This is a genomic window from Roseibium aggregatum (assembly GCF_014692675.1).
GTDB lineage: Bacteria > Pseudomonadota > Alphaproteobacteria > Rhizobiales > Stappiaceae > Roseibium > Roseibium aggregatum_C.
The window spans coordinates 249,487-269,595 of the sequence record NZ_JABFCZ010000003.1; the positions used below are offsets into that span (position 1 = coordinate 249,487).

At 61.9% G+C, this 20,109-nt stretch carries 18 protein-coding genes; 11 read left to right on the top strand and 7 right to left on the bottom strand.

All coding sequences use genetic code 11. The features are described 5' to 3' along the window. Positions 1 to 137: 137 nt before the first annotated feature. Positions 138 to 224, top strand: a complete 87-nt coding sequence (gene cydX, locus HK439_RS26625) for a cytochrome bd-I oxidase subunit CydX (protein ID WP_235987570.1) — start codon at positions 138 to 140, stop codon at positions 222 to 224. Between the two features lie 134 nt (positions 225 to 358). Further along, positions 359 to 664, top strand: coding sequence for a hypothetical protein (locus HK439_RS03605; RefSeq protein WP_190289996.1), 306 nt, complete (start codon positions 359 to 361; stop codon positions 662 to 664). A gap of 66 nt (positions 665 to 730) precedes the next feature. Here the strand turns inward: HK439_RS03605 and HK439_RS03610 are convergent, their stop codons facing one another. The 3 genes from HK439_RS03610 to HK439_RS03620 all read right to left on the bottom strand — a co-directional run bounded on the left by HK439_RS03610 (position 731) and on the right by HK439_RS03620 (position 4,019). Then, positions 731 to 1,276, bottom strand: coding sequence for a peroxiredoxin (locus HK439_RS03610; protein WP_190289997.1), 546 nt, complete (start codon positions 1,274 to 1,276; stop codon positions 731 to 733). 311 nt (positions 1,277 to 1,587) lie between these two features. Continuing rightward, positions 1,588 to 3,129, bottom strand: coding sequence for a fused MFS/spermidine synthase (locus tag HK439_RS03615; RefSeq protein ID WP_235987551.1), 1,542 nt, complete (start codon positions 3,127 to 3,129; stop codon positions 1,588 to 1,590). 8 nt (positions 3,130 to 3,137) lie between these two features. Continuing rightward, the gene (locus HK439_RS03620) at positions 3,138 to 4,019 is read right to left on the bottom strand and encodes an NHL repeat-containing protein (RefSeq protein WP_190289998.1); all 882 of its coding nucleotides are present in this window, start codon (positions 4,017 to 4,019) and stop codon (positions 3,138 to 3,140) included. 190 nt (positions 4,020 to 4,209) lie between these two features. On the opposite strand from HK439_RS03620, the gene HK439_RS03625 reads away from it, so the two are divergent. Continuing rightward, positions 4,210 to 6,300 (top strand): trypsin-like peptidase domain-containing protein, encoded by a 2,091-nt coding sequence (locus tag HK439_RS03625; protein WP_190289999.1) that lies wholly within the window; start codon positions 4,210 to 4,212, stop codon positions 6,298 to 6,300. Here HK439_RS03625 and HK439_RS03630 read toward each other — a convergent pair. Continuing rightward, positions 6,291 to 6,638, bottom strand: a complete 348-nt coding sequence (locus tag HK439_RS03630) for a hypothetical protein (protein ID WP_190290000.1) — start codon at positions 6,636 to 6,638, stop codon at positions 6,291 to 6,293. The two genes, HK439_RS03625 and HK439_RS03630, sit on opposite strands and share 10 nt — an antisense overlap. Positions 6,639 to 6,877: 239 nt before the next feature. Between HK439_RS03630 and HK439_RS03635 the strand changes: the two genes are divergently transcribed. Further along, entirely contained in the window at positions 6,878 to 7,657 is a 780-nt protein-coding gene (locus HK439_RS03635; protein ID WP_190290001.1) for a hypothetical protein, read from the top strand. Positions 7,658 to 8,110: 453 nt separating this feature from the next. Here HK439_RS03635 and HK439_RS03640 read toward each other — a convergent pair whose 3' ends face one another. After that, positions 8,111 to 8,380 (bottom strand): hypothetical protein, encoded by a 270-nt coding sequence (locus tag HK439_RS03640; RefSeq protein ID WP_190290002.1) that lies wholly within the window; start codon positions 8,378 to 8,380, stop codon positions 8,111 to 8,113. A 406-nt stretch (positions 8,381 to 8,786) separates the two neighbouring features. On the opposite strand from HK439_RS03640, the gene HK439_RS03645 reads away from it, so the two are divergent. Then, on the top strand, positions 8,787 to 12,914 hold the full coding sequence (locus HK439_RS03645) for a methionine adenosyltransferase domain-containing protein (protein ID WP_190290003.1): 4,128 nt from the start codon (positions 8,787 to 8,789) through the stop codon (positions 12,912 to 12,914). A 7-nt stretch (positions 12,915 to 12,921) separates the two neighbouring features. Here HK439_RS03645 and HK439_RS03650 read toward each other — a convergent pair whose 3' ends face one another. Next, the gene (locus HK439_RS03650) at positions 12,922 to 13,398 is read right to left on the bottom strand and encodes a hypothetical protein (RefSeq protein ID WP_190290004.1); all 477 of its coding nucleotides are present in this window, start codon (positions 13,396 to 13,398) and stop codon (positions 12,922 to 12,924) included. Next, positions 13,391 to 13,687, bottom strand: coding sequence for a DUF5132 domain-containing protein (locus HK439_RS03655; protein ID WP_190290005.1), 297 nt, complete (start codon positions 13,685 to 13,687; stop codon positions 13,391 to 13,393). Before HK439_RS03655 ends, HK439_RS03650 begins: the two co-directional genes overlap by 8 nt. A 499-nt stretch (positions 13,688 to 14,186) precedes the next feature. Here HK439_RS03655 and HK439_RS03660 point away from each other — a divergent pair, with 499 nt between their 5' ends. The 6 genes from HK439_RS03660 to HK439_RS03685 form a co-directional block, all read left to right on the top strand. Further along, positions 14,187 to 14,918, top strand: coding sequence for a GntR family transcriptional regulator (locus HK439_RS03660; protein ID WP_190290006.1), 732 nt, complete (start codon positions 14,187 to 14,189; stop codon positions 14,916 to 14,918). Positions 14,919 to 15,056: 138 nt separating this feature from the next. Then, positions 15,057 to 16,466, top strand: coding sequence for a vanillate/3-O-methylgallate O-demethylase (gene ligM, locus HK439_RS03665; protein WP_190290007.1), 1,410 nt, complete (start codon positions 15,057 to 15,059; stop codon positions 16,464 to 16,466). A 391-nt stretch (positions 16,467 to 16,857) separates the two neighbouring features. Then, positions 16,858 to 17,865 (top strand): TRAP transporter substrate-binding protein, encoded by a 1,008-nt coding sequence (locus HK439_RS03670; protein WP_209011536.1) that lies wholly within the window; start codon positions 16,858 to 16,860, stop codon positions 17,863 to 17,865. Positions 17,866 to 17,874: 9 nt separating this feature from the next. Continuing rightward, entirely contained in the window at positions 17,875 to 18,393 is a 519-nt protein-coding gene (locus tag HK439_RS03675; RefSeq protein WP_190290008.1) for a TRAP transporter small permease, read from the top strand. Next, on the top strand, positions 18,390 to 19,694 hold the full coding sequence (locus tag HK439_RS03680; RefSeq protein WP_190290009.1) for a TRAP transporter large permease: 1,305 nt from the start codon (positions 18,390 to 18,392) through the stop codon (positions 19,692 to 19,694). Before HK439_RS03675 ends, HK439_RS03680 begins: the two co-directional genes overlap by 4 nt. A gap of 279 nt (positions 19,695 to 19,973) precedes the next feature. Then, positions 19,974 to 20,109, top strand: a 136-nt coding sequence (locus HK439_RS03685; RefSeq protein WP_190290010.1) for a PIG-L deacetylase family protein, incomplete at its 3' end; no start/stop codon positions are given.

Sequence of the window (20,109 nt, forward strand, 5' to 3'; positions counted from 1 at the left end):
ACCGGCGGCCCGACATCGCGCATGCACAAGTTGCCGACGTAATATCATGCCGGTTCAGTAACAGGTGTTCTTTGCTGTCTGGCTGCGGAGGATCCCCGCACAAAGAAAATCGATACGGCATATTGAGGAGAAATGACATGTGGTATTTCGCCTTTATCCTCGGCATGCCGCTGGCATGCAGCCTCGCGGTCTCAACGCCATGCGGCTGGAATTGCACGCGATGACGAAAAGCCCCCCAACGGCCGCCAGGCGGGGATTCGGCTGCCAAACGAAACGGGGTGGAGTGTTTGGGAACTGCAAGGGCTATCGATAGTCGGCGTTTGGACGGTTTGGCCGCAATTTTGGGTGGTTGCCGCATATGCAACTGATCAAGCCTTGGGAAAGCGTGGAAGAAGCACCTGAGAGCGCGGATTATTGCCGCTCTTGGGAGGAAGAATTACAGCGCGAAATTGGTCCGAAGCACTGTCTGTTCGGATGCCAGGTGAAATTGATCGGGCGCCGATACGACACGGATGATGCACTTTTCCTGCTTGAAGACGGCAGGGTGGCCGAGGTGCATCTGACTTGGAGCGGGCATCAGGAGCCCGACCCGAGATGGCCGGGGACATCGATCTTCGCGACATTGGAAGAATGGCAATCAATGTCGTCAAATGCGGATTATTAGCGAGACAGAAAAAACCCCGGAGCCGTTAAGCTCCGGGGCTTTGATTTTTCAGGCTTTGCCGAAGGCTCAGGCGGCTTCGGTGGAAGCGGCGGCCTTCAGGTTTTCCAGAATGTTCTGTGGGGAGGAGACGCCGTAGGGGTCGCTCTCGCAGTTGTCGGAGAAGCCTTCTTCCTCGAACCACATTTCGATGACGCCGTTGTTGATCACGGCGCCATAGCGCCAGGAGCGCATGCCGAAGCCGAGATTGTCCTTGGCGACCAGCATGCCCATCTTGCGGGTGAATTCGCCGGAGCCGTCCGGAATGACCTTCACCTTGTCCACGCCCTGCGCCTTGGCCCAGGCGTTCATGACAAAGGCGTCGTTGACGGAGACGCAGTAGATCTCGTCGATGCCTTCGGCCTTGAACGCGTCATAGAGCTTTTCGAAGTCGGGCAGCTGATAGGTGGAGCAGGTGGGTGTGAAGGCGCCGGGTAAGGAGAAGAGAACGACGCGCTTGCCGGCGAAATAATCGTCGGAGGTCTTGTCCTCCCAGCGGAACGGGTTCGGGCCTTCGATGGACTCGTCGCGCACGCGGGTGCGGAAGGTCACGTTCGGTACTTTCTTGCCGATCATGGTCAACTCCTGGAATTGGCTGTTCTGGGGCGCCCTGCCGCGCAGGTCCGAACACAGAGGGAAAGGACCAGCGGGAGGGCGGTCCGATCCGGATCGAAACTGCACCGAGAGCGGCGCTTGTTTTCCGGTAGCGCAATTATTGCGCCGCAGCAAGATCGAACCTGCCGTTGTCCGCGGGTTTGGCCGTATTTTAGGCGCGGTACCGGGGAAATATGCAATTACGAATTGCTAAGTGATTAGTATATATACGTATTTTGGTTATTGCGGAAATTCGCTGATCAAGCGGAAACGCGCGCATTTCTGCCGTAAGGTCATTCTTGCAGTGCCATAAGACGGTCGATCGGAGCGTAGTCGTCCGTCAGGATCAGGGCATGCTCGCTGGTCGTCAGACGCCGCACCGTATCCTGCGTGAGCCGTCCGGCCTCATAAGGCTCCGGATCGAGCCCCTCCAGCCTGGAGGTCTTCGAGCGGGAATTGCCGGCGGCAAGGATGAAGACCTGCCGTCCCTCCAGCGGCTGGCCGGTGTTCTGGACCCAGATTTCCACTTCCGGAAAGACGGACCGGAGTGTTGCCGTGATCGCTTCCAGCGCCTGCAGCCGGTCCGCATGGTCGATCACGTTCATCAGGTAAACGCCGTCGTCGGTCAGGCGGCTTCTGACCAGTTCGAAGAACTCCTTGGTGACCAGGTGCTGCGGCACGGTGATGTCGGTAAAGGCATCGCCGATCACCACGTCGTATTTGTCGGGCCGGGAGGCGAGCGCGCGCCTGGCGTCCTCGTGGAAAATCCGGGCAACCGACGGATCGAACCAGAAGTATTTTTCCGCCATCTCGGTGACCGCCGGATCGATCTCGGCAACGGTGACATCGATCTGCGGCTTCGGCCCCCAGGACCGGGGGATTGAATAGGTGCCGCCACCGATGAAAAAGGCGGAAAACGGCCGGTCTTCCATCCGGGTTCGGCCGATCAGCTCCAGCATGGAGGCATGCAGCGTGAACATGACCTCCGGATAGTCGCGCGCGGAAACGCCGTGGGCGAGATGGTCGAGCACCATCAGCCGGACCGGTGTTTTCACCTCCGGCGAGATATCCACGACCCGGATGCAGAAATAGTTGCTTTCCCGCTTGCACGGATTTTCCGCCGCCAGTCCCGAGCCGGCAATGGCGAGCGCCGCGACGAGCACGATGGCTGCCGGAACGATCACCGGGGTCTTGCGGCGGGCAAGGCCAAGGAGAAGGGCCGCGCAAAGGGCATAGGTGACGGTGACGGCGGCCAGGGTGCCGATGGAGCCCAGGTAGGAAATGAAGACAAAGCCGGCCAGCAGGGTCCCGGCGATGGCGCCCAGGGCGCCGGCGGCAAACATCGCGCCGAGGGCCCGTCCGGCTTTTGCGCGGTCCGCGTCGACGGCAATACGCGCAAGGACGGGGGCCGGAATGCCGGCGAAGAACGACGGCAGGAAGAAAACGATCATGGAAAGCACCGTGATCGAGGCAATCGGGGCCGTCAGCGCGGTGATGATCGGCTCCGCACTCCAGCGCAGAAGGAAAACGGCGGCTGCGGTCGTGAGCGCCGCCCCGACCAGCCCGAGCCCGGTCGCCATCAGGCCTGTGGAGGACGGCCGTTCGGCAAGCCGCCCGCCGACCCAGTGACCGGCCGAAAACCCGGCCAGCACCACGGCAATGATCGAGGTCCAGGTGTAAAGCGACATGCCGACGTAAGGCGCCAGCATGCGCCCTGCGACGATCTCGACCACAAGGCTTGCAGCCGACACGACCGCCTGCAGGAAAACCAGCAGATAAACCGGAGGCAATTTGGGGGGATGTGAACTGGCCGGGTGGGAAACGGGTTCTTCCAAGGGTTTTCCTAATTCGTGACGATCGTATAGCGCACAACGCGGTTGTTGCCGGAATCGGAGATATAATAGTCGTTGCCGCGGATGGCGACGCCTTCCGGATTGGCGAACTTGTTCGCTCCTGCTCCCGGAGACCCGTCCCCCAGCACGCCCAGAAGCGTGCCGCCGTCCGGCCCGTCCGGATCGATCAGCAGAACCCTCTGCGCGTCGCTGTCGGCAACCACCAGCCGGCCTCTGGGATCGATATCGAGATATCGTGGGGCGCGAAAACCGAATTTCGGCTGATCGAGAACCTGAAGTTCCTTCAGGTCCGGACTGTATCTGACCAGCCGCCGGTTGCGGGTGCAGGCGACCCAGATGCTGCCGTCGGGGGCTTCGGCCACGTCATGGGTTCCGAACAGTCCTCCGACGGAACCGATTTCCTCGCCGTCCTGAAAGGCGACCAGCCGTCCCGTCGCTCCGGTCGTGGCGTAGATCCGGCCGTTGGAATGGGCGAGCACTCCTTCCGTGCTGGAGGCAGGCAGGAAGTCGAACGCCTGCGGCTTCTCGCCTTCCAGCCGGTCGAAGATCAGCACCGCGCCGAGGCCGGTCGCTGCGACTGCGGCGTCACCGTTCTTGCCGAAGGAGATGTCGTGCACGTCGGGCACCTGGCCGGAGGCAACCGATTCGACAAGGTTCAACGTTTCCGGGTCGAGCACCGCGATCCTGTCGCCCCGTTTGTCGGCAACATAGAGCCGTCCGTCGGGCCCGAAGGCCAGGTCAAACGGATCGTGCAGGATCGAGGGACCGGCCATGTCGAAGGCCGCAAACGGCCTCGGCCTGTCCCCCGCCGTGGCGGCTTTCGCCAGACCAAGGCCAAGCAACAGAAAAACAAGGCATGTCGAAAGACGCATGGACCTCCTCCCGGTCAACCTGAGCTTATCATCCGCAGCGGTTCCGTCCAGAAGAAGAAATGCTGACACGGTCCATGAAATGCAGTGAGAATTGGACGCCGGGCGGCAGGTGTTCCCTTTTCCTTGGCTTTTCGCCGAAAATGTCCATGTTTTCGGGAACTGGCTTCCCGATCGATCCGGAGCAGGACCAATGTTTTCGCAGTTGTCGTCGTCCCTTTTGCGCAATTGTCTCGTGGTCGTACTGGCGTTCGTCTGCCTGCTTCCGGCCGGAAGCGGACGGGCGGAGGCCTTTACCGAAAAGACGCTGCAATCGGTTGTTTCCGTTCTGCCGCTCTGGCCCGGAAAGCCGCAGGGCGGAGGGGGAACGCCTGCCGGCAAGGCGCCTGAGGGCTCCGGCGTTGTCATCGGCAAGGATGGCCTGATCGCCACCGCCTACCATGTGGTGCAGCCGGCCACCCGCAACCCGGAACCGCGCATTGACGTGCGCCTTGCCGACGGGCGGATCCTGCCTGCACGGCTGACGGCCTTCGACGAGGCATCGGATATCGCTTTGCTGGACGTGGATGCGGAGCTGCCCGTGTTTACCTACGCACCGGAACCGTCTCTCGCCGAACCGGTCTGCATCGTTTCCAATGCCTATGGCCTAGACCTGTCGGTGACCTGCGGCGTGGTCTCCGCCCGCCATGTCGCCAATGCAGGCTTCAACAGGATCGAGGATTTCATCCAGACCGACGCCGCGGCCAATCCGGGCAGTTCCGGCGGCGCGCTGGTAGACGCAGACGGCCGTCTTGTCGGCATGATGTCCGCAATATTTGCGTCGGCTGCCGACACAAATATCGGCGTCAATTTCGCGGTCTCCGCGGACCTGCTCAAACGCGTGGTGGAGGGCCTCAAGGATGATGGGCAGGTCGACTATGTGTCGGCCGGCTGGGGGCTGGAACTGCCGCCGCGGTCGGAACTGGCGATCCGGGCCGGCGTCAAGGTTGCTTCACTCTCTGACGGACCGGCGTCAAAGGCGGGACTTCAGGTCGGCGACCTGCTGGTTAAGGTCGCCGGCCGCTCCGTCCGCCACCCCCGCGACGTTATCAGTGCACTGGCGCTCGTTCGTCCCGGCGGAACGGCCGAAGTCGCCTATGTGCGCGCCGGACAGGACGCCAAAGCGCTCCTTTCCTTCGGCGCCGTAGCGCCGTCTTCGCCCGACTCCGATGCGTCGGTAACCGGAACACCCGATTGCCCCTACGCGGCGGCGGTCTGCAGGACACGGCAGGCTGTGTTCCCGGTGCAAAGTTTCGATCCGCTGGCGAGCGCCGTTCGCATCGGAAAGACACTTCTGGTGACAAGCCGTCACGTGGTCGCCGACAGCAGCGACGTGACGGTGTTCACGCCGGGCGGTCCGTTGAAAGGCAAGGTGGTGCCGTCCGCCTACAGGGGCGATCTGGCGCTGATCGAAGTCGAGGGCTTGCCCGAAGACGGTCTTGTTCTCAAACCCGATACGGACGCCGACCTGAACGCGGCTCTCTATGCGGTCGGCGCCGACGTGGCGCAGCGGCAGATCCGGGTGTTCCAGCCGGGCGCGATGCTTCTGCCGCCCGATCCGGCGGCGGATCTCGGGCGGCTTCAGGTCACGAGCTTCATGCAGCCGGGTGTGAGCGGCGGGGCGCTTGTCGATGCCAACGGCCGGCTCGCCGGAATTGCCGCTGGAGGCGGGGAGGGGCGTTTCGAGGCCCTGCCGGCGCGGGACGTGCGAAACCTGCTGCAGGGCCGGAGCGCATCGGATGCCGCAACGGTCCAGGGAGAACTTGGCAAGGCACTGGCGGAGTGTGAAACGACGCTGGAGGCGATTGCATCGGCCGAAGCCGGACAGGCCGCCGTCACGCTGATCGAAAAGCTCCGCACCGCCTGCATGTCGGCGGAAAATGAAGGTCTCTATCTCGATGCCGGTCGCACGCTGGCGATGGCCGGCTTGTTTGACGATGCGGTCATTCTGCACCGGGCGGCGGTCGATCAGGTCCCCCACTCCCTGAATGCCCGGCTATCCCTGCTGGTCTCTTTGCAGCTGGCAGGACGGTTCAAGGCCATGCTGCCGCATGCGGAGTTCATCCTGAATGCGCTGCCGGAGGATCCGCAGGCGTTGCGGCTGGCCATTCAGGCCGGTGTCCGCGGCGGCAGGCCAGACCTGGCCGAACGGGCCTATGCGCTGATGGAAAAAGCCGATCCGCGGCAGGCTGCCGCGGCCCGGCGTTTCATCGATGCTCCGCCGCCTGCGCCCCCTCAGAAATAGACCTCCCAGCTGTCGTCATCTGCACTTGCTTCGGGGAGAAGCTGGCGCAGGGCCGCGATTGCCTCCGGCTTGCCGTAGACCACATGATCCGTCCCTTTCAGGTGGATGGCTTCCATCCGCATCCCCGTGACCTGCTGCGTCTCCTTGCCGTCCTGGTCGACGATCAGGCTGCGCAGCGGGGCTTTGGCGCTTTCGTAGAATTCGACCTGGGAGGCCAGCGAGCGCAGGCATTTCCCGACGACATCCGCCACGGATCTCAGCCGCTCGTGGCCGAGTTCCTGAAGGCCTTCCTCGAGCTTGCCGAGTGCGGACAGTGCGTTTTGTACGGAGGCGGTCATTATACGAATCCCTCAGTTGTGTGCTGCAGGGACTCTCATATCAGAACGTGTGACCGCACAGGCTGGTAAATCTGTCTTGGTCAGTGGCCGCGCGTCATGCGGTTTGACGGTGAGGGTAGTTCCAATCGCTTCCGGGCCGGATTTCGATCGCCGCGGATGATCGGATTTGCGACGGGGACAGTGCGGACCGGGAGCAGAGAGATGCGTTTCTCACGCATCTGTCCGCATGGAGAAAAGTGATGACTATTCAAGATGTCAAAGCATGGAATACCAGGATTGCCGCAGCCGAAACGGAGCGGAAAGGGCTGAACACCCTGGACCTGTCCAGAGCGGTGATTGCGCTTTGCGGCAAACTGACGGAGCTCGGCGTTGCCGAGCTCCGCTGGCATGAGACGGTCCCCGGCTATACCGCGGCCGTGGCGGAATCGAAGAAGCGGATTGTCGGCGAATATTTTCGCGATGATCTGAATACGTTGCCGCCGAGCCGTTTTTTCGGCGTCACCGGACATGACGAAGCCGGCCGGACGGTCTGTACCACCGCCAACCGGTATGACGACGTGGCCGGCTGGGACCTGCGGGACTACATCCAGCGGTTCTGGTACCGGAATTACCGGGCGGACGGGGGCGGACATGCCCGCCTGTCGCCGGCTTCCGTCCCGTTCGCGGCAGGTCTGACCGGGCCGTTCGCCTATATCGGCGATACCTCCGTGGACCCCGCCCTGGCGGGATCGGATGTCGCGGCCTATCTGGTGCGCCTGTGTATTCTCGGATGTTACCTGGAATGGCGTCCGGCCAACATTTACGGCTGGATGGCACGCCACCACGCAGCCAAGGGCCTGCCGTTCCGCTGGGGGTTTCCGATTGTCTGGCCGAGCGGCTTTATCTGGGATGCAGCGCCGGAAAACAGGGCATATTCTGATTTATGCTTCCTGCTGTGTCCGCCTCAGGGAGTTGCGATTGTCGCGAATTCGCCACTGGATATCGGTGTGGCTCCAAATCCAGCGAATAGCAAAGAGTGAACCGGGCGCCTTGATCGGTGAACACCGGCAGGAGCAGCCGGTGATAGGTCTGCTGCTGATATTCGCCTGAAACCATCGGCCGGGACACCCGGACCAGATCGAATATCGGCTGCATGTCCGATGCCGTATCGAAATAGGCCTGGGCGCACATGCGACGGTAGTCCGCGGAAAAATCGTTTCGTTTGATCTGCGGACTGTCCGTCACCGGGGTGTTGCCCAGATTTCGCTTGAGCAGCGAATTGACCCCGTGGAAGAGCACTTGCGGTGAATCCGTCTTCTGCGGCTGTCCGTCCAGGATCACGAGTTGATCGGTATATCCGGCGATGTCGTCGCAAATGCGCCCACCGTTGGTGCGCCATATGTCCAGCAGCGTGCGCGCCGTATCATCGGCGCCGCCGCGGAAAATGTCGTCCAGATCGAAACGTACAACAAAATCATTCGCCATATCGGCCGTCACGTATGGGATTCCAGCTGGGACTTCGCACAGTATACGAGCTCGCTTACGGCTTCTATCAACAATTCCGCTTGCCAGCCAACCAGCTTTTCAGGCTGCGTATGATCGAACATCTGACCGCAGATGGAACGGACGAACGGATCGACATTGCTTTTTCGGGCTTCCGCCAGAATGTCCGCGAGCTGTTGCTCTATGCTGGCGGCCGCCTTTCCCCAATAGGCATCGGCGTTGAAGGAGTCGCTCAGGGCGTTCTTATCGTCTTTGCTCATCGCAGTCACTTTCCTGGAAACCGCCTTCAACTTCGAACCAATAGCACTGGTTGTGCATTTTCGAGCCAAACGGAAAGGTAGTTTCGACTGTATCCCTGACGCAAGACAAAATTAACGCTGTTTTTGAACGCGCGGTGAGCTGATGTCTTCTGCGGATCCGGGGGGAACATAAAATTGTCATAACCGCGCCGTGCCCCTGAATCCAGCCGTTCCCGGTTGCAACACGATTTCATCCAAAAGGGAATTTGCCTTATCCGTCCGGCCAATTGCGGACGATCATGAAATCCGATTCAGGCTCGGTTTTGCAAAACACTGATCTGAAAGCGCTTTTGCGTTCCTTGCTTGAGCCTTGTCAAATATCTGCAGCGAAAATGCGATAAGCTGGTCCGATCGCGAAGGACCGTCCGTGACGCTCAATGCCATGATGCCGGAAATCGTACATTCTGCCGTTCCCGGCCGTTTGCGCCTGAAGATCCCGCCGATTCTGGACAGGCCGGCGCGGGCGAGAAATCTTGTGCATCATGTCCTCGGCCTGGCCGGGGTTACAGGCGCCACCGCGCGCAGCACGACCGGCAGCCTGATCGTGACCTACGATTCCACGATCGCCGCGGACGACATTCGCAACCAGGTCTCCGGCATTCTGGGTTTGATCGACGAGCCCGTACCGCACGTCTCGGCATCCTATGCCAAGTATCGAAGGCAGGGCGGCGACCGGCAGGAGACGGCTGTTCGTTCGCCGCCGCGCGCAGCGCCCGACTGGCACAGCCGGTCTGCGGGAGACGTGGTGGCGAAACTGCGGACCGACGAAAGTGCCGGTCTCGGCAGCCGCGAGGCGGAGGTGCGGCTGAAACGTCACGGCCCGAATATCCTGCCTCATGAAGCCGGCCCGTCCAATCTGGCTTTGCTTGCCAAGCAGTTCGAAGGCTTGCCGGTGATGATGCTCGTGGGCTCCGCAGCGGTTTCCCTGGCGACCGGAGGTGTGGCCGATGCGGTCGCCACGCTGTCCGTCGTCGCCCTCAACGGCGTGCTGGGCTACGTGACCGAGGGACAGGCGGAGCGCAGGATCCATGCGCTTACCGGTCAGAGCGAGCATCCCGTGCGGGTCCTGCGCGACGGAACGGTTCTCGGCTTGCCGTCGAGCAGGCTGGTCTCGGGGGATGTGGTTCTGGTTTCCGCCGGAAGCCTGGTCCCCGCCGACGCCAGGCTCCTCGCCATCGAGGGGCTCATGGTGGACGAATCCGCCCTGACCGGCGAAAGCATGCCCGTGCCCAAGTCGGACGCGGACCGTCTCGGGCAGGATACCCCGATCGGCGACCGGTCGACGATGCTCTATGCGGGCACCATCGTGGCGGAAGGCCGGGGGCGGGCGGTCGTGGTCGCCACCGCCGGCGATACGGAGGCAGCCCGCCTGCAACGCCTGTCGAGCACCGCAACCCGTCCCCAGGCGCCGGTGGAAGCCGAACTCGACCGGCTCGGCAGCAAGCTTGCCATCGCCAGCCTGGCAGCCTGCGGCGTCTTTGCCGGCGTCGGGCTTCTGCGCGGCTATTCCGCGTCCATGATCCTGAAGGATGCGCTGGCACTCGCGGTCGCCGCCGTTCCGGAAGGCCTGCCCATGGTGGCGACGACGACCCTCTCCCTCGGTCTCGGCCGAATGCAGCGCAAGGGGATCCTGATCCGGCAGTTGAGTGCGGTCGAGAGCATGGGCGCCCTGCAGGTGCTTTGTCTCGACAAGACCGGCACGCTGACGCAGAACCGCATGAAGGTGGTGACCGCGGTCGCCGGTGGGGAAGAGGTGTCGCTCGACCGAAGGGCGGAACTCGGCACGCTCGCGGAGCTGGCCGTGCTCAACAACGATGCCTCGGTCCAGGATGGGGCCGCAAACGGATCGTCCCAGACGGAACATGCCATCTTGGGCTTTGCGCTTTCGCAAGGGATCGATGCCGGCCAATTGCGGCAGCGCTATCCGAGAAAGGGAACGATTGAACGCAAGCCGGGCCGGCCGTGGATGGGTACGCTTCACGCGGATGCCCCGGATTACGTCCGCGTTAACGCCCTTGATGGCCGTGGCCGTCTGCTCCTGACCCTGAAAGGATCTCCGGAGGAGGTTCTGAGCCGGTGTGGCCGGCTCCTGACGAGCGAAGGCTCCGTGTCGCTGGACGCCTCGGACCGCAAGAGGATCATCGAACTCAACGAACGCCTTGCCGCCCGTCCGGCCCGCGTTCTTGCGTTCGCACGCGGATATGCCGACACGCCGGACGCGGAACCGGAAGACCTGGAGTTCGTCGGCATGCTGGCCATGATCGATCCGGTGCGGCCGGGAGCGAAGGCGCTCATCCGGAAGATCCGCCGTGCCGGCATCCGGCCGGTGCTGATCACCGGCGATCAGGCGGCCACGGCCGCGGCCGTCGCGGCCGAGGTCGATTTGAGCGGCGGCAGTGCGCTGCGTGTCATCGACTCGACATCGATTTCCAATCTGTCGCCGGACCTGCTGGCGGGCCTTGCCCAGGACACCCATGTGTTTGCCCGTGTTGCCAGCCATCAGAAACTTGCCATCGTCAAGGCGCTTCAGGCGACCGGCAGGGTCGTCGCCATGACCGGAGACGGGGTGAATGACGCGCCGGCGCTGGCGGCGGCAAATATCGGTATCGCCATGGGCGAGAGCGGGACCGAACTTGCCCGGGATGTCGCCAATGTCGTCATCCGCGACGACAATCTGGAAACCCTCGTAGAGGCGATCGCGCAAGGAAGAGCCATTTACCGGAACATCCGCCGCTCGCTGGAATATCTGGTGACCACCAACATGTCGGAAATCGCGGTCTCGATCCTGGAAGCCCTGCATGGGCCGGGAGAACTCGAAACGCCGATGGAACTCTTGTGGATCAATCTGGTCACCGATGTGTTCCCAGGTTTGGGCCTCGCGCTCGCCGACCCGGATCCGGACGTGATGGAGCGTCCGCCGCGAAAGGCGGGCGAACATATCGTGCCGGAGCGCGATTTCGCCCGCATGGCGCAGGACAGCGGCGTGATCGCGTTTTCCGCGCTCCTGTCCCATCTGGTCGGGCTTTCCCGCTACGGTCCGGGTCCTGAAACCCGGGGCATGACCTTCTTGACCCTGTCCCAGGCCCAATTGCTTTACACGCTCGTCTGCCAGCGGACCGATCCGAGAAAGCTCCATCCCGAGAAGCTGTTTGAGAACCGGACGCTTGACCTTGCGCTGCTCGGATCGTCGCCCTGGGCGCCTTGCCGTTCTTCTCGCCCTTCCTGCGCCGTCTGCTCGGCATTGCGCCCTTGCGGGTTTCGGACATGGCATTGTCGTTCGGGGCCGCGGCCATCCCCCTGGCGACCGTGCTCGCGCGGCGCAGCATTCAATTGCATCTGGATCCGGAGGACCCGTCCCATGCGTGATTTCGTTTTGATGTCGGAGGCGGTCACCGCCGCCCACCCGGACAAGCTTTCCGACCAGATCAGCGATGCGATTGTCGATGCCTGCCTGAAAAGCACTCCGGCTGTTGGGTGCGTTGCCGAATGCGCGCTGGCTAGCGGCGTGGTGTTTCTGTCGGTGCGTCACGGCGCGCCGCTGTCCTTCGATCCCGCCGGTGTCGCGCGGCGGGTCCTGGCGGAGGAGGGCTATGCCCAGCCGGACGGCGAGGCGCCGACGACCGTTATTCTGGATCTGGTGGAAACGCCGGAGCTGGTCGGTCCGGTCGCGCTCGCGGACGCCGTCGCGACCCGGATGACGACCGCCTTCGGCTTTGCCTGCGACCAGACGCCGGAGCGCATGCCGTTGCCGATCGTCTGTGCCCGTGACATCTGCCTGGAGCTGGAAAAGGCGGCAAAGACAGGTTTCTCTTCCTGGCTGGCCGCCGATGCCCAGGCGCAGGTCGCGGTCCGGTTTGCAAACCGCAAACCTTTGGAAGTCACGGGCATCGCGCTCGGAATTTTCACATGCGGGGAGGAGCGAACCGCCGAAGACGAACTGGCGGCAAAGCTTCGAGCCGGAATTGTCGACCCGGTCATGGCCGGAAGGGATCTGGAACCGGCTGGCGATATCCGCTTTTCGGTTCATCCTGTGCCGGGAACAGGCGGTCCGAAAGCTCATGCGGGGCTGACCGGACGCAAGACGGCCAGCGATTTTTACGGCGGCTATGCCCGCCAGAGCGGATCGGCGTTGAGCGGCAAGGATCCGTCACGCATCGACCGCATCGCCGCCTATGCCGCCCGCCAGGCGGCCGTGAGTGTCGTTGCTGCCGGTCTTGCCCGTGAATGCGAGGTGCAACTGTCCTACGTTCCCGGCGAGCCGGGACCGGCCAGCATCGAGATCGACTGTTTCGACACCGCCGTGAAACCGGAACAGTCCATATCGGCGCTGCTTGCGGAAAAATGCGATTTCAGGGTCGGGGCGATCATCGAGCAACTGGGCCTGTGGACGCTGCCGGCATCTTCCGAAAACGGATTTTACCGTCCGCTTGCCCGCTACGGTCATTTCGGCCGGAGCGACATGGACTTGCCCTGGGACCGGCCCCTGTCTCTCTAATGACCGTCTAGCGTGGCCTGGACCCGCTTTCCAGAAGGGCCAGCGCATTGACCAGAAGCGTCGCGGTTGGGCCGAAAACGCGTCCCCGTCCGAGTTGAACCACTGCCGCCACCAGAAGAATGGCGCCAAGCGCCGTATGCAGATTGAGTTGTCCGAAGGTCCCCTTGCGAACCTGTTCGTCGGTCTGCAGCACGCCGAGCTGCAATGCCATGCCAAGGGGAGGGACGGGCGGTTTCGGTTTCAGTTTCAGGAAATCCGCAGTCTCCAGAAGCTCCCGAAGCGCCGCTTCCGCAAGATCGCCCTCGATGATCAGGCTTCCCGTATTGGGGCGCGCAAGGGTCCGGGTGATGCCGGGCAGAACCGCCAGGGCATTCAGGGCGGAATGCCACGCGTCGTCCGATGGTTTCCCGACCGCCCGCAGCCGGGCCCGCCCGTCTGTGGCATGGGCGATATAAACGGGAAAGGGGGACGCCGTCTCAGGCACGGTCCGGCCCCGGAGCCGCATCGGGCGCAGCGTGGGCGGTGTCTTCCGCCGTGGCGGCTTCCTCCGGCGTTCCGCTCATCTCCGCGCGGACTTCGGCCGCCATATCCTCGAAATGTTCGTAAGCCTCGGCCCCGGCCTTGCGGAATTCGTCATAGGCCGTTGCGCCGGTTTTCATCGCCGCGCGCATGACCGGCCGGCCGGCACGGGCCACAGCGGCGGCGACGCCTGGAACCAGCATCAGGCCGGCCGCAGCGGCAGCAGCCCCGAGAAGAAATCCGCGACCCGACATAGAAACCTCCACTGCTGTCTAGGGTCAGGACCCACTAATTTTGCTCATTCTGTTTGCCAGGGAAGGTTGGAATGAGCGTAAGAGCGAGTGCAGGACAGGTTGTTCCTATCCAAGCTCGATTTTGCGGTCAGGCCGGCCTTCCCTGGCAAACCCGAAGGGCGGGGCGTCTTTGCCTCCTGACAGCGTTAGAGACCCTTGAAAACCGGATGGTTTCCTGCGGCTCTCTGCCTTGTCAGCAGACAAAGCCACTCCCGCAGAATGTGTAAAATTAGTGAGTCCTGACCCTAAACACTAACAACGGTAATGCCAGCCCTCCGTGACATTTATCAAACATCTCGCGGGTTTACGAACAATTCGGTTCATCCGGCTTTGGCCCAGGAATCCCGACGGAAAAGTCGCCGTCGTGGAAATTGCGATGAATCTCACCCAAGCGCGACATGTTATGTATACTTGCCGCAAATTTTCATCTGCATCGGGAAACAGGAGTAGCGGTAAGGGAATGTCGGACACAGGGGGAAGCAGCCACACGATCCGGGCGTTGACGGAACTTCGGCAACGGATCTTGAGCGGGGAATTCAAGGGTGGCGAACGCCTGTTCGAGGTTCCCCTTGCCGAGATGCTGAACATCTCCCGCACACCGGTCCGCGAGGCGATGTCGCGCCTTGCGGAAGAAGGTCTGCTCGAGCGGGCCAAAAGCGCCGGCTTCGTTGTGCGGGAATTCGGTCTGGATGATGTGATCGATGCCATCGAATTGCGCGGTGTTCTTGAAGGAACGGTCGCCCGGCTGGCCGCGGAGCGCGGTGTCGCGTCGGAAGATCTCGCCAGGATCACGGACGTCGTCAATGAAATCGACGCCTGTTTCAAAGACAATGGCGATGTCGATTTCGACAGTTATTCCAAGCTGAATGCCGAATTTCATGAAAAGCTTGCAGCGCTTTCGGGCAGCAGGATCATCCAGCGCGAACTGGAACGTGTGGTTCATCTGCCTTTCGCGTCCCCCTCCGCTTTCCTGCCCGACAAGATGCAGATGGAAAGCCGGCGGGGGTCGCTGGAGCTCGCCCAGGCCCAGCACCGTGAATTGATCGCGGCGATCAAGAACAGGGAGGGGGCGAGGGCCGAGGCGCTTGCCCGCGAACATGCGCGTACCGCCCGGCGGGATCTGGAATATGTCATGAAGGAAAAGGCGGGCATGGTCCAGAACGTGGCAAGCCTGGCGCTCATCAAGACCTGAATCCGGGGGGATAAGGGCGCCGGTTGCCAGGACGCGCCGCAGAGGCAAAAGCATACATTCTGAAAATTCTTCTGGCATTCAGCGCGTTTTTTGATAAGGAATGTATACATCTAGTTTCTGTCCCAGGGAGGAAGAATTATGTCTGCATCCAGCCTAGAAGCGGTTTTGTCCCAAAGCGGCGGTGCCGTGAACCTGCTGCGCAATTCGAAAATCGGGATGTATGTATACCCGGTCGTGGCTCCGGAGTTCAGCAACTGGCGCGACGAGCAGAGGGCCTGGCGCGAGTCGGCAGTCCTTTTCGATCAGTGCCATCACATGGACGAACTGATCGTCGAAGGTCCCCAGGCAGAGGCGTTCCTTGCTCATCACGGCATCAACGCGTTCGGGAACTTCAACCTCAACCGCGCCAAGCACTTTGTGCCGGTGACCCCGAACGGTCATGTGATCGGCGATCACATCATCTTCCGTGAGCGCGAGGACAAGTTCATCCTCGTCGGCCGTGCGCCGACCTCGAACTGGCTGCAGTTCTGCGCCGCATACGGCAACTGGAATGTCCGCATCAAGCACGACCCCCGTTCGCCCTCCCGTCCGGACGGAGAACGCGTTCTGCGGACCCACTACCGCTATCAGATCCAGGGCCCCGACGCGCCGAAGATCTTCGAGAAGATGAACGGCGGCCCGGTTCCGGACATCAAGTTCTTCCACGTCGACTGGATCAACGTCGGCTCCAAGAAGGTTCAGGCCCTTCGCCACGGCATGTCCGGTGCACCGGGTCTGGAAATCTGGGGTCCCTACGAGGACAAGGCATACATCCACGCCACGATCCTGCAGGCGGCTCGGGACGCAGGTGTTAACCTGGTTCTGTGCGGTAGCCGTGCCTATTCGACCAATACCCTGGAATCCGGCTGGATTCCGTCGCCGCTGCCTGGCATCTACACCGGCGACGGCATGCTGGCCGAATACCGCCAGTGGCTCGGTGCGGATTCCTACGAGGCGGCCGGTTCCATCGGCGGCTCGTTCGTCTCCGACAACATCGAAGACTACTACGTCAATCCGTTCGAACTCGGCTATGACTTCTACATCGGCTGGAAGAAGGACGACTTCATCGGCAAGGCCGCGCTCACCAAGATGAAGGAACAGACCAACCGCAAGAAGGTCACCTTCGAGTGGAACCGGGACGATGTCCTCAAGGTCATCGCCTCCGGCTTCGAAGACGGTACGCCCTACAAGTGGATCGATTTCCCGCAACCGAACTACGCATCCACCAGCGCCGACATGATCATGAACGGCGACAAGATGGTCGGCATGTCCATGTTCAACGGCTATTCCTTCAACGAACGCTGCATGTTGTCGCTTGGCATCGTCGATGCCAGCGTCCAGGAGGGCGATGTCCTCACCCTGATCTGGGGCGAGCCGGAAACCACCGGCAAGACGTCGACGGAAAAGCACAAGCAGGCGGAAATCCGCGTCCGGATCGCTCCGACGCCCTATGCCCGCGAAGCCCGCGAGAACTACGCCGACAGCTGGCGTACCAAGGGCACCAAATAAGCAGCATCAGATCGCCGGACTCCGGTCCGGCTGCTGTTGGCTGGAGAAGAGGCGCTGCGGAGAAATCCGCAGCGCCCGTATTTCGTGATAAATTTTTTCTTTTGCGCGGAACAGAGCTGGGCACGTCGCCATCAATTTGCTGCGTAAGCAAATGTTCGAAAAAAGATATATAAATATCAAATAATTAATTAGAAAATTCTGAAGGCGTTCAAGTTTCCGGAGGCGGTCTCCGGCGGATTTTGATTATGGCTCTGGTGCGAGATCAATAACTATTACTTATGATTTTCACTTAAAACGAATTCGTCAAGCGCGCGTTTTTAGCGTAATCTCTCCTTATCCAGGCCGTCTGTGCAAAGGGCGGCCCTGTGTCTGAGTAATGGGAGGTTACCATATGTTCAATCGATCCCTGCGCCGCATTCTGATGTGCGCCGCGGCCGCCGGTGGCGTGGCTATGATGGCTGCGGCAGTTCCGGCAAAGGCTGAAACCCTGAAGCTGGCGCACTGGGTGCCGCCTGCGCACACCCTGACCAAATCGACCGTCGAGCCGCTGAAGAACGGTGTCGAGGCCGAAACCAACGGCGCTCTGACGATCGACGTCTATCCGGGCGGTGCGCTCGGCAAGGGTCCGCTGGAGCAGTATGTCCGCGCCGTCCAGGGTGTTGCCGACATCACCTGGGGCCTGGAAGGCTATACGTCGTCCCAGTTCCCCAACACCATGATCTCCGAGCTGCCGGGCGTGCTGAAGCCGGGCGAAACCGGCTACGACGCGATCTGGAACGCCTATGACGCCGGTCTGCTGGACCGGGAGTTTCCGGGCACCGTGCCGCTGGCACTGTGGCTGTCCGAGCCGAACATCTTCATCATGAAGGACCGGGATATCCGCAAGCCGGAAGATCTCAAGGGCCTGAAGATCCGCGTGTCCGGTGCGGCGGCCGCTTCCGTCATTGAAGCGCTGGGTGCAACACCGGTGCAGATGCCGGCCGGCGAAATCTACAACTCGCTGCAGACCGGTCTGATCGACGGTGTCGTCACCGGCGCCAGCGCCGTCGGCGACTTCAAGCTCGACGAAGTGGCCAACAGCTACACCATCGGCGCCCCGCTCGGCCGCATTTCCTTCTACCTTGTGATGAACAAGGAACGTTTCGACGGCCTGAAGCCGGAGTTCCAGAAGGCGATCATGGACAACAGCGGCCGGAAGCTCTCCAAGAGCGCCGAAGACGGCTGGAACGCACGAGCGCTTCAGGTGATCGATTCCCTGAAGGCGGCCGGTGACAACAATGTCATCGAGCTTTCCGACGACGAAGCCGCAGCCTTCGGCGCGATTACCCTCCCGGTCACGGACAACATCGTGAAGGGCCGGAATGCGGAAATCGTCCTCAAGACGATGCGCGGGGAGTAACACGTCGCCGTGTATGCGCATTTGACACGCTGGGCGGACAGGCTGATCAGCCTGTCCGCACTCGTCGGTACCCTCGGTCTTCTGACCGAGGTCGGCGTCATTCTGGCCGATGTCATCGGCCGGTATTTCGGCTCGCCGCTGATCGGGGCGCAGGACATCAGCCAGATGGCCATGGTTCTGGTCGTGTTCGGCGGCATGGCGCTGTGCGACAAGGTCGGCGGGCACGTTTCCGTCGATGTGTTCGAACGGATGTTTCCGGCGCGCGTGTTGTGGATCGGCGATGTCCTGGCGCCCTTGCTCGGCGCCGTGATCTTCTGCGCGATTGCCTGGACGGTCTGGGAATCTGCCGCGCTGTCGCGGATGCTCAATCTTGCGACCAACATCATTTATCTGCCCAAGGCGTGGTTTCAGTACGCCGTCGTGGCGATGTCCCTCATCACCGCGCTCGGGATGCTGATCCGCGGGTTCGGAATCGCGGTCAGCGGTAAACCGATCCAACATATGCAGGAGCGGGAAGAAGTTTTATGAGTGCGTCCCTCATCGGCCTGATCGGCATGGCCGTCCTTCTCATCCTCATGGCCCTGCGGGTGCCTGTGGCCTTTGCAATGTTTTCGGTGAGCCTGGCCGGCATCGCCGTTCTCGACAGCACGAAATCGGCGCTGAGTTCGCTGGCTTCCAGCAGTTTTACCGTCGCGTCGTCCGCGGAACTGGTCGTGGTGCCCCTGTTCATTCTGATGGGCAATGTGGCGACCGAAACCGGAATGAGCCGACGGCTCTATGACGCGGCCTATGCCATTATCGGGTCCGTCCGGGGCGGGCTCGCCTCGGCAACCGTGATCGGCTGCGGCGGCTTTGCGGCCCTGTCCGGCTCTTCCGTTGCCTCCGCCCTCACCATGGGCAAGGTCTCGCTCGGCGAAATGGACCGGTTCAACTACGATCCGCGGCTGTCGACAGGCGTCGTGGCTGCAGGCGGAACACTGGGCATCCTGATCCCGCCGTCCGCGGGTTTCGTGATCTATGCCATCCTGGCGCAGGAATCCATCGGCCGCCTGTTCCTGGCGGGCGTTCTTCCCGGCATTCTGCTCCTGACCATGTTCGTGCTGACCATCTCGGTGCTGTGCTGGATCAATCCCAAAATGGGGCCCTCCGGACCGAAGACGACCATCTCGGAAAAGGCGAAGGCTCTGGTCGGGGCCATGCCGATCCTCGTGGTCATCCTTCTCACCATCGGCGGGATCTACGGCGGTCTCTTTTCGCCGGTTGAGGCAGCGGCCGTCGGTGCCGGCCTGGTGATCATCTACGGCGCCTTTTCCCGGACCCTGACCTTGCGCCGGCTGTGGAACGCCACACGCGATTCCGTGGTGACCACCGCCACGGTGATGCTGATTCTGATTTCGGCTTACCTGATCAACCAGTTTTTGGCCCTGAGCCACATCCCGCAGGCGATCGGCGATCTGCTTGGCAGCATGCATCTGCCTGCAATCGGCACGCTGATCCTGATCCTGGCCTGCTACATGGTGCTCGGGTGTTTTCTGGAAGGCCTGGCCATGCTGGTGCTCAGCATGCCGGTTTTCTTCCCCGTGATTACCCAGCTGGGTATCGATCCGATCTGGTTCGGCGTGCTGGTGGTTCTCACTCTGGAAATGGGGCTGATTTCTCCGCCCGTCGGCGTGAACGTCTTCATTGTGAAGTCGGTCGCCAAGAATGTTCCCCTCGGCACGATTTTCAAAGGGGTGATGCCGTTCTGGCTCGCCATGCTGGCGACGCTGGCGCTGCTGGTGGCTTTCCCGCAGATCTCGCTCATCCTGCCAAACACGATGATCAACTAGGTCCGGGCCGGGCGACGGCCCGGCGCGGATCATCAGGAAGGTCAGAATGACGGAGCCCTGTTTTGACGTTGCCCATCCCGGCCACGTTGAACCGCTGAGGAAATGTGCACGGAACGTCCGTTCCGTCTGACGATGCGAGGCTAGTAGTCCGGCGGGCGAGATTTGCGCCTGACCGGGAAGAGAACCGCAAGAAAGGCCAGGCCCGGGGCCTGAAGACAATCGAAGTTTCCATACCCACGGCGCTTTGCCGGTTGGAGAGTTAAGAGAAAGGGACTGACCATGTCCGACAAGAAAACGGCATTGGTAATCAGTGCGCATTCGGCAGATTTTGTGTGGCGGTGCGGGGGTGCGATCGCGCTGCACGAGGAGCGCGGCTACGACGTGACGGTGGTGTGCCTGTCCTACGGCGAGCGCG